8 protein-coding genes are annotated in these 15,352 nt (G+C 66.7%); 2 read left to right on the top strand and 6 right to left on the bottom strand.

Annotation, left to right across the window (positions count from 1 at the left end):
- Window positions 1–21 precede the first annotated feature (21 nt).
- From ACIQF0_RS16230 to ACIQF0_RS16240, 3 genes are read right to left on the bottom strand one after another with little or no spacing between them, the layout of a single operon-like run.
- Window positions 22–3,300 (bottom strand): LamG domain-containing protein, encoded by a 3,279-nt coding sequence (locus ACIQF0_RS16230; protein WP_401030182.1) that lies wholly within the window; start codon window positions 3,298–3,300, stop codon window positions 22–24.
- Window positions 3,301–3,344: 44 nt separating this feature from the next.
- A complete protein-coding gene (locus tag ACIQF0_RS16235) occupies window positions 3,345–6,608 on the bottom strand; it encodes a LamG-like jellyroll fold domain-containing protein (protein ID WP_401030183.1) in 3,264 nt (1,087 codons plus the stop codon).
- A gap of 40 nt (window positions 6,609–6,648) precedes the next feature.
- The gene (locus tag ACIQF0_RS16240; RefSeq protein ID WP_401030185.1) at window positions 6,649–9,915 is read right to left on the bottom strand and encodes a LamG domain-containing protein; all 3,267 of its coding nucleotides are present in this window, start codon (window positions 9,913–9,915) and stop codon (window positions 6,649–6,651) included.
- Window positions 9,916–10,153: 238 nt separating this feature from the next.
- Here ACIQF0_RS16240 and ACIQF0_RS16245 point away from each other — a divergent pair, with 238 nt between their 5' ends.
- Window positions 10,154–12,307: an AAA family ATPase gene (locus ACIQF0_RS16245; protein WP_401030187.1), complete on the top strand. Its 2,154-nt coding sequence runs from the start codon at window positions 10,154–10,156 to the stop codon at window positions 12,305–12,307.
- 517 nt (window positions 12,308–12,824) lie between these two features.
- Here ACIQF0_RS16245 and ACIQF0_RS16250 read toward each other — a convergent pair.
- Window positions 12,825–13,127, bottom strand: a complete 303-nt coding sequence (locus ACIQF0_RS16250) for a LytR C-terminal domain-containing protein (protein WP_401030189.1) — start codon at window positions 13,125–13,127, stop codon at window positions 12,825–12,827.
- Window positions 13,128–13,429: 302 nt separating this feature from the next.
- A complete protein-coding gene (locus ACIQF0_RS16255) occupies window positions 13,430–13,708 on the bottom strand; it encodes a DUF3263 domain-containing protein (RefSeq protein WP_401030190.1) in 279 nt (92 codons plus the stop codon).
- 108 nt (window positions 13,709–13,816) lie between these two features.
- Between ACIQF0_RS16255 and ACIQF0_RS16260 the strand changes: the two genes are divergently transcribed.
- On the top strand, window positions 13,817–14,395 hold the full coding sequence (locus ACIQF0_RS16260; RefSeq protein ID WP_401030192.1) for a peptide deformylase: 579 nt from the start codon (window positions 13,817–13,819) through the stop codon (window positions 14,393–14,395).
- Here the strand turns inward: ACIQF0_RS16260 and ACIQF0_RS16265 are convergent.
- Window positions 14,392–15,330 carry an aldo/keto reductase gene (locus tag ACIQF0_RS16265; protein ID WP_401030194.1) on the bottom strand — a complete coding sequence of 313 codons (939 nt, stop codon included), beginning with the start codon at window positions 15,328–15,330 and terminating at the stop codon, window positions 14,392–14,394. The genes ACIQF0_RS16260 and ACIQF0_RS16265 overlap by 4 nt on opposite strands.
- Between the last annotated feature and the right edge of the window lie 22 nt (window positions 15,331–15,352).

A 15,352-nucleotide genomic window follows, 5' to 3' on the forward strand; every position in this document is an offset into this window, starting at 1 on the left:
TGTTAGGGGTGAGGTGCTCGATCAGCTGCGAACTGCGTGCGCCAGGATCGCTTCGTCCGAAAGCGCGCCGACGTAGACGCGTACGTCGTCGATGCCGCCCTTCCAGAAAGCGCCGGTGGCCGTGGCGGGCGTGAGCCTGCCCAGCTCCAAAGTGGACTCGGTCTGAGCCGAGCCACCCGTGAACGGAACCCTGGTGATGTAGACACCGTTGAGGTACAACCGCATCTCAGAGGCGGTCGTGTCGTGCACGGCGGTCAGGTAGACCCACTCCTGCAACTCCGCTTCGTAGGCGGTCGCCACGGTGGTGCCGCCCATCACGAACTCCCACTTCTTCGAAGCGCCGCCATAACGGAGATCGAGCTGCGAGACGCCGTTGTGCACCAGACTCACGACGGTCCGCGCCTTGTCCTCCGGCGAGTCCAGATCCAGCCGCGCCCACGCCGAGACCGTGTAGGAGCGGTCGGTGCGGATGCCTGGTGCCGGAGCCGAGACGTAGGCCTCGGCGTCCTGGGCCTGTCCCGCTTCATCAGGTCCGTTGAGCAGCAACGACGTGTACCTGCTGTTCTTCTCCCAGCCCGTCTTGCCGGCGACGGTGGCGTTGAGCCCACTGACCTCGTCCTTCGTGGACGTGCCCGTGCCCTCGCCGATCTTGTAGTGCGCACGGACACCGGCCTGCGTCGCCAGCACCTTGATCTCGGAGTCGTTCAGCGTGCGGTTGTACACCCTGAGCTCGTCGAGCGAACCGGCGAAACCACTGGCGTCCTGGCCGTTCCAGCGATGGCGGCCCACCAGCATCTGCGACGCCTGCCAGCCCTCCAGCCCCGTGACCTCGCCCTGCTTCTTGCCGTCGACGTGAAGAACGAGCTTCTTGATCGTGGCCTCGTAGGTGCCGGTCAGATGCGTCCAGACACCGATCTGTGCCTCGAGTTGCGAATAGGCGACCTTGAGATCGGCCTTGTTGCTCGACGCCGTCATGCCGAAGGCCCAGCGCTTGTTGCCCTGGTCGTAGTACAGGCTGGAACTGAGCGTCGAAGAGTCCACAGTGGATAGAACGGCGCGGCCGAAGTCACCGTTGCTCACCTTCGCCCAGGCCGACAGCGTGAAGTTCTTCGACGTGTCGACCACTGCCCCACCGCTGAGGAAGTCCTGCGTGCCGTTCAACCCGGCGGCCTTGCCCGAGTAGCCCACCGCCGCGAGGTTCGGGGCGCCGTTCGACGTCAAGGCGTTGCCACCGTTGGCGTCGGTCAGGGCCCCGTCCAACGCCCAATGCGCGACGGGCTGCCCGCCTGCGAGCACGAGGAACTCGTACCGCCTGAGGTCGGACAGGTTCCCGGCACGGTCCACCGTCTTCACGAACAACGTCTGCGGGCCCGCGGTGTTCGGCGTCCACCGGATCGTCGCCTTGCCGTCCGCTCCGACCGCCATCTCCTTGTTGAGGGATTCACCGCCGTCCGACGTGAACGAATAGATGAACTTCGCCACGTCGCCGCTCTCCGACTTCACCGAGTCCAGCTCGAACGTGCCGGTCACACCCACGCCGCCACCAGGCACCGACGCGGGGTACTCGACCGAAGTCGTCTGTGGCAATACGGGCTTCACCGTGTCGACGACGAACGAACACCTGAAACCGAACCTCGCGTCGGCGGTCTCCAGCTCACCGTCACCGGTGCCCACAGACCACTGGTAGGGACCGTCCTCGGTGATCGTGCCCGGCTGCACCTGGATCTCCGAGTACGACCCTGACGGCGTGTCCTGGTTCTGGTAGCCGGCGATCTCCACAGGAACCCGGTTCACGCTCTTGATGAGGCGGAAGTACGACCACAGCACGCCGCCATCCGGGTCCTGCAGCTTGGCACGGATGCGGGGCGTTCTGGTCGGCACGTAGGTCGTGGGGCCCGCTCCATCGGCACCACACGGGTACTGGCCGCGTTCCAGGCTGCGGTCCGATGCCGGGAGCGGGTACGAGTTGTACTCGATGCGCAGCACCGGGTTCAGGTCGAACCGGCGCCACGCCTTGTCGTTCGCGGCGCCGTTGTCGGTCGCGAGGCCGACGGTCAGGGTCGTGTACCCGTTGTCAGCCTGGTACTGCGCCTGTCCGAGCACGTCGAACTCGGTCAGCCCGTCGGACGGGCAGAAGCTCGCGTTGTTCTTCTTGTTGGTCGACGACTGCTTCCCGTACCACTGGGGTCCGGCGTTGTACCTGGTGTCGGGACCGATCGGGCCGGTGTGCCACACGCCGGTCGGTTCGATCAGGTCGCACTGCGAGGAGTGGATGACCTTCATCGCGAGCTTCGCCGAGTGGATCTTCTTGCCGACCATCGGCGCGAAGTCCATCTCGAGATAGGACAGCGAGTAGCCCGTGCTGCTGTGCCAGCCGGCCTTGAGGTCGCCCAGCTCACCGTCGGTGCGGTCGTAGTTGCGGGCTTCCGGGAAACGCTCCTGCGCCACCGCGTGGTGGTTCTTGTTCCCGGCCCAGTTGTACCGCGGGTCGATCGACACCGGGAACTTCGTCTCCGCCGACGCCAGGAACGCCTGGTCGGGGACGACGGAGATGGTGTCGGCGGTGAGCTCGACGCCCATCTTGGCCGGACGACCGGTCGCGTCCCACATCTGGGAGGCGTCACCGGTGAACCGCACGGTTCCCTTGTCGTCCTTGACTTCCAGCAGGCCGTCGCGCTGGCTCAGCTTGCCGCCCTTGACGTGCGAGCCGTACGTGACCTTGCGCAGTTTCTCCGACTTCGCCGCCTCGGCGGTCTTCACCACCAGCAGCTGGCTGAAACCGCTCGCGGTCGCTTCGACAGTCAGATCGATGCCCGGCCACACGTCGGGGTACGTCGTCTTCGGGCCCTCGACCTTCGGCTCCGGCAACGCCTCCGGCCACGAGAGGCCCACCTCGACGCCGTCCTTGGCCACCAGCGCGAGCGGCTTGTCCTTGCCCGCGGTGGCGAACTGGAGATCCACCGAGGCGGCCTCCGGACGGATGAGACCGTCCGAGTGCTTGCGCAGCTTCGTGTCCACGGGTACCCACTTGTTCCCGCGCTTCGCCCGCTCCGGCTTGAGCGACTGGATGAAGGTCATCTTGCCGTTGGGGTTCACCACGGTCTCCGACGCTTCGGTCGTGAGCGCGGACACCTTCACCGGCTTGTCGAACTTCCGTGCCGCCGCCAGAGCGGAGGCCTGGTCCGGCAACTCGGCCGGAGCAGGCGCCGCGAGCGCGTCGGGTGTGACGAGGCCGGCCGACACAGCCAGCACGAGTGTGAACGCGCGCACGCCGAACGTGCGCGCCTGTCTACGGCGCATCAAGTCTTGCCCCCAGGTTGTGTGGTGAAAAATCCGTCCGCGGATCAGCTGCGAACTGCCTGCGCCAGAATCGTTTCGTCCGAAAGCACACCGACGTAGACGCGCACGTCGTCGATGCCGCCCTTCCAGAACGCACCCGCGGCCGTCGCGGGCGTGAGCCTGCCCAGCTCCAAAGTGGACTCGGTCTGAGCCGAGCCACCCGTGAACGGAACCCTGGTGATGTAGACACCGTTGAGGTACAACCGCATCTCAGAGGTCGTCGTGTCGTGGACCGCTGTCAGGTACACCCACTCCCCCAGCTCCGTCTCATGGGCGGTCGCCACAGTGGTGCCGCCCATCACGAACTCCCACTTGTTCGAAGCGCCGCCATAACGGAGATCGAGTTGCGAGACGCCGTTGTGCACCAGACTCACGACCGTCCGTGCCTTGTCCTCGGGCAAGTCCAGGTCGAGCCTGGCCCACGCCGAGACCGTGTAGGAACGGTCCGTGCGGACACCCGGCGCCGGTGCCGAGGCGTACGCCTCCAGGTCCTGCGGGTTACCAGCCTCGTCAGGTCCGTTGAGCAGCAGCGACGTGTACCTGCTGTTCTTCTCCCAGCCGACCTTGCCGCCGACGGTGGCGTTCCGGCCGGTGACCTCGTCCTTCGTCGAGGTACCCGTGCCCTCACCGATCTTGTAGTGGGCGCGGATCCCGGATTGCTTCGCGAGCACCTTGATCTCGGAGTCGTTCAGCGAGCGGTTGTACACCTTCAGTTCGTCGATCGAACCGACCAAGGCGTCGATGTCCTGGCCGTTCCAACGATGGCGCCCCACCAGCAACTGCGACGCCTGCCAGCTCTCCAGCCCGGTGACCTCGCCCTGTTTGATGCCGTCGACGTGCAAGGAGAACGTCTTCGTCGTGGCCTCGTAAGTACCGGTCAGATGGGTCCAGACACCGGCCACCGCCTCGGCCCCGGCCCGCACGACCCTGAGGTCGGCCTTGTTGTCCTTCGCAGTCATGCCGAACGTCCAGCGTTTGACGGTCTGGTCGTAGTAGAGGGTGGAACTGAGCGTGGAGGCGTCTGCCGTGGAAAGAACCGCATGGCTGGCGCCGGTGCCGTCGAGCTTCGCCCACGCCGACAGCGTGAAGTTCTTCGACGTGTCGACCACCGCGCCACCGCTGAGGAAGTCCTGCGCCACGTTCAGCCGGGCGCCCTTGCCCGAGTAGCCCGCTCCGGTGAGATTCGGATTGCCGTTCGGCGTCAACGCGTTGGCGCCGTTCATGTCGGTCAACGTGCCGTCCAACGCCCAGTGCGCGGCAGGGTGCCCCCCGGCGAGCACGAGGAACTCGTACCGCTTCAGGTCGGACAGGTTGCCGGCACGGTCCACCGTCTTCACGAACAACGTCTGCGTACCCGCGGTGTTCGGGGTCCACCTGATCGTCGCCTTGCCGTCCGCTCCGACAACCATCTCCTTGTTGAGCGAATCGCCGCCGTCCGAGGTGAAGGAGTAGATGAACTTCGCGACGTCACCGCTCTGCGACTTCACCGAGTCCAGCTCGAACGTGCCGGTCACACCCACACCGCCACCAGGCACCGACGCCGGGTACTCGACCGAAGCCGCCAGCGGCACAACGGGCTTCACCGTGTCGACGACGAACTCGCAGTTGTCCTCCCAGCCGGACTCCAGCTCACCGTCATTGGTGTTCACCAACCAGTGGTAGACACCGTCTTCTGTGATCACACCGGGCGCAACCTGTGCCTCGGCGTACGAACCCGACGGCGTGTCCGCGACGTGATAGTCCGCGATGGGAACGCTGTCGCCCCGCCGCCCGTTGTGCAAACGGAAGGTCGAGTTGAGCACGCCACCGTCCGGGTCCGAAAATTGACCACGCACGCGAGGCGTCCTGGTCGGCACGTACTGCTTTTTCGCCCCGATCCCGCACGGGAGAAGACCGCGCTCCATGCTCAGGTCGCGTGCCCGGTTCGGGACCGAGTTGTAAATGACCCGCAGCACCGGGTTGAGGTCGAACCGGCGCCACGCCTTGTCGTTCCTGGCGTCGTTGTTGGTGAAGAGTCCGAGGGTCACCTGCGGGTGCGCGTTGTCGGCGTGGTTCTGGATCAGGCCGGTGACGTCGAACTCGACCTGCCCGTCGGACGGGCAGAAGCTGCCGTTGTTCGTCTTGTTGGTCGTCCCCCACCTGCCGAGCCACCCAGGCGCGTTGGACCACGAGGTGTCAGGGCCGATCCCGCCCATGTGCCACAGGGCCGTCGGTTCGGCCGCGGCGCAGTTGGCGGAGTGGATCACCTTCGCCGCGAACTTCGCGGAGTGAATCCTCTTGCCCGCCATGGGAGCGGTGTTCATCTCGATGTAGGAGATCGAGAAGCCCGTGCTGCTGTGCCAGCCCGCCTTGAGGTCGCCCAGCTCACCATCGGTGCGGTCGTAGTTGCGGGCGTTCGGGAAGTTCTCCTGGATGACGGCGTGGTGGTTCTTGGACCCGGCCCAGTTGTAGCTCGGGTCGATCGACACCGGGAACTTCGTCTCCGCCGACGCCAGGAACGCCTGGTCGGGCATCACCGAGAGGGTCGTGTCGGTGAGCTCGACACCCATCTTCGCCGGACGGCCCGTCGCATCCCACATCTGCGACGCGTCACCCCGGAACTGGACAACGCCCTTGGGGTCCTCGACCTCCAGCAGGCCGTCGCGCTCGCTCAGCTTGCCGCCCTTGACGTGCGAGCCGTACGTGACCTTGCGCAGCTTGTCCGACTTCGCCGCGTCCGCGTTCTTCACCACCAGCAACTGGCTGAAACCGCTCGCCGTCGCCTCGACCGTCAGGTCGACACCCGGCCACACCTCCTGGTAGGTCGTCTTGGAACCCTCCACCTTCGGCTCCGGAAGCGACTCCAACCAGGTCAAGCCGACCTCGACCCCGTCCTTCGAGACCGAGGCGAGCGGCTTGCCCTTGCCCTTGCCCGAGAACTGGAGGTCCACGGTCGCCGCCTCCGGGCGGATCGACCCGTCCGCGTGCTTGCTCAGCTTCGTGTTGACGGGAACCCACTTGTTCCCGCGCTTCACCCGCTCCGGTTTCAGCGACTGGACCAGCTCCATGCGGCCGTCCGGATTCGCCAAGGTCTCCGTCGCCTCGGTCGTGAGCGCGGACACCTTGACCGGCTTGTCGAACTTCCGCGCCGCCGCCAGAGCGGACACCTCGTCCGGCAACTCAGCCGGAGCAGGCGCCGCTTGTGCGACAGGTGCGATGAAACCGGCTGCCACAGCCAGCACGAGACCGAACGCGCGCACACCGAATGTGCGCGTCTGTTTGTGACGCATCAAGTCTTGCCCCCAGGTCGTTGTAGCGCAGCGCCGCGGATCAACCGCGAACGGCCTGCGCCAGAATCACTTCGTCCGACAGCGCGCCGACGTACACACGGGTGTCGTCGACACCGCCCTTCCAGAAAGCGCCGGCGGCAGTCGCGGGCGTGAGCCTCCCGAGCTCCACAGTGGACTCCGTGGTGGCCGAACCACCCGTGAACGGAGCTTGGGTGATGTAGACGCCATTGAGGTACAAACGCATCTGGGAAGCGGTCGTGTCATGGACGGCCGTCAGGTACACCCACTCCTGCACCTCGGCCTCGAAAGCGGTCGGCACGCTGGTGCCGCCCATCACGAACTCCCACTTCTTCGACGCGCCGCCATAGCGAAGATCGAGCTGCGAGACGCCGTTGTGCACCAGGCTCACGATCGTCCGCGCCTTGTCCTCAGGCGAGTCCAGGTCCAACCGCGCCCACGTGGAGATGGTGAAGGAGCGGTCGGTGCGGATGCCCGGTGCCGGAGCCGACGCGTACGCCTCGACGTCCTGCGGCAATCCCTCCTCGTCAGGACCGTTGAGCAGCAGCGACGTGTACCTGCTGTTCTTCTCCCAGCCGACCTTGCCGCTGACGGTGGCGTTCCGGCCGGTGACCTCGTCCTTGGTGGACGTGCCCGTGCCCTCGCCGATCTTGTAGTGGGCGCGGATCGCGGCCTGCGTGGCCAGCACCTTGACCTCGGGGTCGTCCAGCTTGCGGCTGTAGACGTTGAGTTCGTCGATCGAGCCGACGAAACCACTGCCGTCCTGACCGTTCCAGCGCTGCCGGCCCACCAGCATCTGCGACGCCTGCCAGCCCTCCAGGCCGGCTACCTCACCCTGCTTCTTGCCGTCGACGTGCAACGCGAGCGTCTTGTTCGTGGCGTCATAAGTGCCGGCCAGATGCGTCCAGACACCGGCCAACGCCTCGTCCCGCGCCTGCACGACCTTGAGATCGGCCTTGTTGCCGGCCGACGTCATGCCGAACGTCCAGCGCTTCACGGCCTGGTCGTAGTAGAGGCTGGAACTGAGCGTCGAACCATCCACAGTGGACAGCACTGCGCGACCGGCGGCACCGTTGTCCATCTTCGCCCACGCCGACAGCGTGAAGTTCTTCGACGTGTCGACCACCGCGCCACCACTGAGATGGTCCTGCGCGCTGGTCAGTCCGACGGCCTTGGCCGAGTAGCCCGCCGCGGCGAGGTTCGGGTTGCCGCCAGGAGTCAGCGCATTACCGCCGTTGGCGTCGGTCAGCACGCCGTCCAACGCCCAGCGCGCGACTGGAGGCCCGCCGGCCAGCACGATGAACTGGTACCGCTTGAGGTCGGACAGGTTCCCGGCCCGGTCCACCGTCTTCACGAACAGCGTCTCAGCGGCAGCGGTGCCTGGCGTCCACCGAATCGTTGCCTTGCCGTCCGGACCGGCCGTCATCTCCTTGTTGAGGGATTCACCGCCGTCCGAGGTGAACGAGTAGATGAACTTCGAGACATCACCACTCGCGGTCTTGACAGAGTCCAGCTCGAACGTGCCCGTCACACCGATACCACCACCAGGCGCGGCCTCCGGGTACTCCACCGACTTCACCAGCGGCACAACGGGCTTCACCGTGTCGACGACGAACTCGCAGTTGCCTTCCCAGCCGGACAGCAGCTCGCCGTCACCAGTGTCGACCGACCAGTTGTAGACGCCGTCCTCTGTGATCGTCCCGGCAGGAACCGGCGCCTCGGCGTACGAACCCGAGGGCGTTTCCCAGATGAAGTAGTCGCCGATGGAGAAGCTGTTGCCCAGCGGCCCCTTGTGCAGCGCGAAGTGCGATACGAGCACGCCACCGTCCGGATCGGACAGCTGACCGCGCAAGCGTGGTGTTCGCGTCGGCACGTACGACTTCTTGTCTCCGCTACCGCACACGTACAGGCCCCGTTCCATGCTCAGGTCCCGCGCCTTGTTCGGGTACGAGTTGTACTCGACCCTCAGCACCGGGTTGAGGTCGAACCGGCGCCACGCCTTGTCGTTCGCGGCCAGGTTGTCGCTGATGAGGCCGAGGGTCATCTGCGGATATGCGTTGTCGGCGTGGTACTGAACCAGTCCGAGGATGTCGAACTCGGCCTGCCCGTCAGACGGGCAGAAGCTGGCGTTGTTCTTCGTGTTGATCGTCGACCACTTGCTGAACCACGCGGGCGCCCCGTTGTTCCACGTCGTGTTGGGGCCGATCCCGCCCATGTGCCACAGGGCCGTCGGTTCGGCCGCGGCGCAGTTGGCGGAGTGGATCACCTTCGTCGCGAACTTCGCGGAGTGGATCTTCTTGCGCGCCAGCGGACCCGTGTTCATCTCGATGTAGGAGATCGAGGCACCGGTGCTGCTGTGCCAGCCCGACTTGAGATCACTCAACGCGCCGTCGGTGCGGTCGTAGTTGCGCGCGTCCGGGAAGTACTCCTGCAGGACGAGGTGGTGGTTCTTGAACCCGGCCCAGTTGTACCGCGGGTCGATCGACACCGGGAACTTCGTCTCCGGCGACGACAAGAACGCCTGGTCAGGCACCACCGAGAGGGTCGTGTCGGTGAGCTCGACACCCATCTTCGCCGGACGGCCGGTCGCGTCCCACATCTGCGACGCGTCACCTGTGAACCGGACCTGCCCCCGGTCGTCCTTGACCTCCAGCACACCGTCGAGCTGGCTGAGCTTGCCGCCCTTGACGTACGAGCCGTAGGTGACCTTGCGCAGCTTGTCCGACTTCGCCGCGTCCGCGTTCTTCACCACCAGCAGCTGGCTGAAGCCGGTCTCAGTCGCCTCGACGGTCAGGTCGATGCCCGGCCACACCTCCGAGTACGTCGTCCTGGCGCCGTCCACCTTCGGTTCCGGCAACGACTCCAACCAGGTCAGACCGACCTCGACGCCGTCCTTGGAGACCGACGCGAGCGGCTTGCCCTTGCCCTTGCCGGAGAACTGGAGGTCAACGGGGGCTGCCTCCGGACGGATCAGCCCGTCCGCGTCCTTGCGGAGCCTGGTGCTGACGGGAACCCACTTGTTCCCGCGCTTCACCCGCTCCGGCTTCAGGGACTGGACGAGCTCCATCCGGCCGTCCGGCTTCGCCACGGTCTCGGTCGCCTCGGTCGTGAGCCCCGAGACCTTCACCGGCTTGTCGAACTTCCGTGCCGCCGCCAACGCCGCCACCTCGTCCGGCAACTCGGCCGGAGCAGGCGCCGCAAGCGCGTCGGGAGTGATGAGACCGGCTGATACAGCCAGAACGAGCGTGAACGCGCGCGCGCCAAATAGGCGCGCCTGTCTATGGCGCATTGTGCTGTAGCCCCCCAGGCCGCTTGTGTCGTGCCGCCGCACGACGACCGGGCCCCCAGGCCCGGACGAACACAACCGTGCCTTTACATCCGCCTTACCCGGAAGACTCCATTCGGCCTAATCGCGTCTCATCCGGGTGTGTGTGACCGATGTGTGATCGGTGCGGTTCAAGATCGCGCTACGCGCGCTGTTCCTCAGCCGCCCGGCAGGTTCACGGCGAGGAACTAGAGTCGTGGTCGTGATCACGCTGACGGCTCGCCTGTCCCCGTCCGCTCTGGACACCCGGCGCGGGGTGGTCCGCCTTCACCCCGAGGTGCTCGACGCTCTGGGCCTGCGCGCCTGGGACGCCGTGAAGCTGACCGGCGCCCGCGTGAGCGCCGCGCTGGCCGCCGCCGGCGAGCAGCCGCCGGGCGTGGTCCTGGTCGACGACGTGACGCTCACCAACCTCGGCGTGGTCGAGGGCTCCGAGATCGTCGTGGCTCCGGTCGAGGTGACCGCCGCGCGTTCGATCACCGTCGCGGGCTCCCGCCTGGCCACCACGGCGCTGACGCCGGACCACGTGCGCATGGCGTTGACGGGCAAGGTCCTGACCGTCGGCGACAACGTCTCGCTGCTGCCCCAGGACCTCGCGCCGCCGCCCGGCGCCAACGTCTCCGAGACGCGCCGCAAGCTGTCCAACGCCATCGGCATGACGTGGACCAACGAACTGATCACCATCACCTCGACCGACCCGGCGGGCCCGGTGGCCGTGCAGCCGTCGAGCGTCGTCGGCTGGCGTTCGGCCTCGGCCCCCGCCGCCGAGGTGACGCCGGTGGTGGTGCAGGAGAAGCACGAGGCGCTGCCCCTCGCGGACCTGGTGGGCCAGCGCGAACAGGCGCGCCGCCTGACCGAGTGGCTGGAGCTGATGTTCCGCCAGCCCGAACTCCTCACGAAGCTGGGCGCCTCCGCCCGCCTGGCCGCCATGATCAGCGGCCCGGAAGGCGTGGGCAAGGCGACGCTGGTCCGCGCCGTGGCCCGTTCGGTCGAGGCGACGGTGGTGGAACTGGCCGCGCCCAGCATCGCCGTCCTGGAGCCGGGCGCGATGGCCAAACAACTGGGCGACGCGATCGCGGGTGTCCCCGAGCAGCCCACCGTCCTGCTCCTCACCGACATCGACGCACTGCTGCCCACCGCACCCCCACCGGTGGCGACCGTCGTCCTGGACATCCTCCGCACGGCCATCTCCCGCCCGAACCTCGCGCTGATCGTCACATCAGCCCGCGCGGAGTCAGTGGACGCCCGCCTGCGCGCCCCGGATCTCGTGGACCGCGAACTCGCACTCCCCCTCCCCGACACAGCGGGCAGGACCGAACTCCTGCGGGTACTGCTGCGCGACGTCCCGGTGCAGTCCGATGTGGACTTCGGCGAGGTGGCCGCCCGTACACCGGGTTTCGTGGCGGCGGACCTCTGCGCCCTGCGCCGCGAAGCAGCGGTCCGAGCCGCCCTCCGCCAACGCGAGGTGGCAGAACCCCGTGTGGGACAAGAAGATCTGCTGGGCGCCCTGAACACGGTCCGCCCGATCTCCATGTCCGCCTCCGACACCGTGCAGACCGGCGGCCTGACGCTGGAAGACGTGGGCGACATGAAGGAGGTCAAGCAGGCCCTCACAGAAGCGGCCCTCTGGCCCCTCCGCTACCCCGACTCGTTCGCCCGCCTGGGCGTGGACCCGCCACGAGGCCTTCTCCTCTACGGCCCGCCGGGATGCGGCAAGACGTTCCTGGTCCGAGCACTGGCAGGCACGGGCCAGCTGAACGTCCTGACCGTCAAGGGCGCCGAACTGATGGACAAGTTCGTAGGAGAGTCAGAACGAGCGGTCCGCGAACTCTTCCGCCGAGCAGCGGACGCGGCCCCGGCCCTGATCTTCCTGGACGAGGTGGACGCCCTGGCCCCACGCCGAGGCCAGTCCTCAGACTCAGGCGTGGCAGACCGAGTGGTGGCCGCCCTCCTCACCGAACTGGACGGCGTAGAACCCCTGCGCGACGTCGTGGTGATCGCCGCGACCAACCGCCCAGAGCTGATCGACCCGGCCCTCCTCCGCCCAGGCAGGCTGGAACGAATCATCTACGTGCCACCACCGGACGCCGAGGCCCGCACGGAAATCCTCAAGGCCTCATCGCGAAACACGCCACTGTCCACCGACGTGAACCTGGCCGAACTGGCCGAAGAGCTGGACATGTACTCGGCGGCAGACTGCGCGGCCCTGATCCGGGAAGCGGCTCTGACAGCAATGCGGGAGTCCCTGGACGCGGCCGAGGTGACACAAACCCACCTGGCCAAGGCGAGGAAGGTAGTGCGCCCGTCACTGGACGCGGCACAGCTGGCATCACTGGCGGCCTACGCGACAGCACGCTGACGCAGGGGTCCCCTTGGTTTCAGGACCCCCCGCGACCCAACGTACAAGGCAGCACCGACAAGATCAGAAAGATTGGCGGGCTGCGGGCTGCGGGCTGCGGGCTGACCAGATCGGAACGCAAATTCGCCGCATTGTCGAGGTGAACCGAAAAGGCGAACGATCACGTCGAGGCCAGATCACCCGCGAAGCCGAAGGCGAGCCGTCTTTACCGTGCGGTCTGGGTGGGGTGGCTTCGTCACGAGTCGTGCCACAGCTCTTGCTGCACATGAGTAGGGGTGTCAACTCGACACGCTTTTCGTCGAGTTGACACCCCTACTCATGTGTGGCCCGCTCTTGGCTCGACTCGTGACGAAGCCACCCCACCAACGCGCCCCACAAAGCAACGCGCCTCCGCCCAAAGCAACAGGCGTGCCATCTACCTACGCATGGCGTGGACCCCGGCTTTTGATCAGATTGGCGGGGTCTGGGGCGGAGCCCCAGGAAGCAGCCGCAGATCAGGACTCAACCCAACCAACGCCTACTTGTTCTTAGAAGGCCCCTGAAAATCATTGGTGACAATCAAAATGATCCCGGCCGCAGCAGACTGAATCCCATCAAACCGAGGCTCAACCCGAGCCCTCAAAACCGCAGCCAGTTCCTTGGCCGAGGCCTCTTCATCAGTCTCAGGCCGGAAGTAAACGGTAGTGGTAGGGATAGTCCCGGACGAGTAGTTCCCAGTCTCGGCAACAGTCCACCCATTACCCCGAACCTCATCAGAAGCCTTGGAAGCAAGCCCGGTGATGGTCGAGTTGTTGTAAACCCGAACCGGCACCTTGGCCACTCCGGGCTGGGTGACAGGCGGAGGCGGCACAACTGAGGTAGCAGGCGTAGAAGCCGGAGGCGCGGAAGTGGTCGCAGCCGGCGCCGAAGACGAAGTCGAGGCCGGAGCAGAGACCGGAGGCTCAGAACTGGCGGATGCGGGCGGAGCCGTGGACGACCCCTCGGCAACGGGAGGTGTCTCGGACCCCCCACCGCTGAACAGGCTGACAACACCGATCACCAACGCGACGGCGGCGACACCGAGCAGGGCGAAGCCGGCTGCCTTGGCCGGACGGGACGGGCTTGCGGACTCGGGGGAGGTCATCAGTCCTCGGTGCTCCTGGCGCGTGCGCGAACCCTTTGGCGGCCTGTCCGCACGCCGCGCAACCGCTTGACCAGCATCGGATCGGCAGCCAGTGCGGCTTCGGATTCAACGAGCGCGTTGAGCAACTGGTAGTAGCGGGTAGCTGACATGTCGAACAGTTCCCTGATGGCCTGTTCCTTGGATCCCGAGTACTTCCACCACTGACGCTCGAACGCGAGCATCGTGCGTTCGCGGTTGGTCAGCCCGTCAGCGGAGGTGAGCGTCTCGGCGTGATCCATCTGGCTCCCCACGGTCGCCACACCATCTCAGGTGCGGGCAATTCAATCACGTGATCGTTCCAACCTACCGCGCGACACCGACAGTTTTGGACGGCTTAAAGTTCAGCCATGGCCGTCCATCGCATCTGCATCGCAGGCGACCCCGTGCTCCACAACCCGACGCGCGAGGTCACCGAGTTCGACACCGAGCTGAAGTCCCTCGTCGACGACATGTTCGAGACGATGGCAGCTGCTCGTGGTGTCGGGCTCGCGGCCAACCAGATCGGCGTCGACCTGCGGGTATTCGTCTACGACTGCCCGGATGACGAGGGTGTCCAGCACCGCGGCGTGGTCGTGAACCCCACTCTGGAGACCTCCGAGATCCCGGAGACCATGCCGGATCCGGACGACGACTTCGAGGGCTGCCTCAGCGTCCCCGGCGAGGCGTACCCGACCGGACGCGCCCAATGGGCGAAGGTGACCGGCCAGGGCCTCGACGGGGAGCCGTTCGAGGTCGAGGGCACCGGCTTCTTCGCGCGCTGTCTGCAGCACGAGACCGACCACCTCAACGGCTACCTCTACACCGACCGCCTCATCGGCCGGTACAAGAAGGAAGCCAAGCGGATGCTGCGCGACAACGAGTGGAACGTGCCGGGCCTCTCGTGGGACCCGAACGACCCCGCGAACTTCGACGAGGACGAGGACTAGGGCCGGAGCACCGCCTCCACCTGCTTCAGCTCCTCCACGCCCAACGGCCCGAACTCCAGCGCGCGGGCGTTCTCCTCGACCTGGGCCACCGTCCGGACGCCCGGAATCGGAACCAGGCGGGGAGAACGCGCCCAGAACCACGCCAGCGCACCCTGCACCAGCGTCCTCCCGCCGGACGTCAGCACGTCCCGAACGGCCTCACGAGCCTCGAAGTACTCCGGTGACGGCCGCCCGTCCACGAAGAACCGCAGCCAGGACGGGTTCGTGACGCGCACGTCGTCCGCGGGCAGCTCGGAGAACGTCTCCCGGGCCAGCAACCCCATCGCCAACGGCCGACGGCACAGCACCGAGTACTCCCCCGCGTACATCTCGGGGTTGTCGAACAGCAGGTTGATGTCGGCCTGCGCCGCGATCCCGTGCTCGCCCTCGCAGAAGAACCGCGCGCGCTCGACGTGGTCCGTGCTCCACCCGTAGGCCCGGATCTTGCCCGCCGCCACCAGCGCCTCGCACTCGTCCCGCAGCAGCGCCGCCTCCTCCAGCCCCAGCCCGCCGACGTGCAGCTGGTACAGGTCGATCCGGTCGGTCCCGAGCCGCCGCAACGACGCCTCGACAGCACCGCGCAGGTACGCGACCGACCCCTCGTCCCCGGTCATCCGCCGAGCCGCGGCGTCGAACCCGCAGCCCCACTTGGTGGCGATCAACACCTGGTCACGCATGCCCGCAAACGCTTGCCCGACCAGCGTCTCCGCGTGCCCGCACCCGTAGACGTCCGCAGTGTCGAACAGCGTCACGCCCAGCTCCACGGCCCGCCGCAACGCCCGCACCGACTCACCGTCGTCCGCGGGTCCCCAGCCGACCGGCGATCCGTCCGGGCCCGAGAACGGTCCGCCCATGGCCCACGTGCCGAAACCCAACTTCCCCAGTTCCAAGGTCATGACTCCACCGAACATCCTGGAG

The sequence above is a fragment of the Lentzea sp. NPDC092896 genome (assembly GCF_044754905.1).
GTDB lineage: Bacteria > Actinomycetota > Actinomycetes > Mycobacteriales > Pseudonocardiaceae > Lentzea.

Coding starts and splice junctions, on each gene's coding strand:
- ACIQF0_RS16265 (WP_401030194.1), bottom strand. CDS start 15,330: ATGACCTTGGAACTGGGGAAGTTGGGTTTCGGCACGTGGGCCATGGGC.
- ACIQF0_RS16230 (WP_401030182.1), bottom strand. CDS start 3,300: ATGCGCCGTAGACAGGCGCGCACGTTCGGCGTGCGCGCGTTCACACTC.
- ACIQF0_RS16260 (WP_401030192.1), top strand. CDS start 13,817: ATGGCCGTCCATCGCATCTGCATCGCAGGCGACCCCGTGCTCCACAAC.
- ACIQF0_RS16235 (WP_401030183.1), bottom strand. CDS start 6,608: ATGCGTCACAAACAGACGCGCACATTCGGTGTGCGCGCGTTCGGTCTC.
- ACIQF0_RS16255 (WP_401030190.1), bottom strand. CDS start 13,708: ATGGATCACGCCGAGACGCTCACCTCCGCTGACGGGCTGACCAACCGC.
- ACIQF0_RS16240 (WP_401030185.1), bottom strand. CDS start 9,915: ATGCGCCATAGACAGGCGCGCCTATTTGGCGCGCGCGCGTTCACGCTC.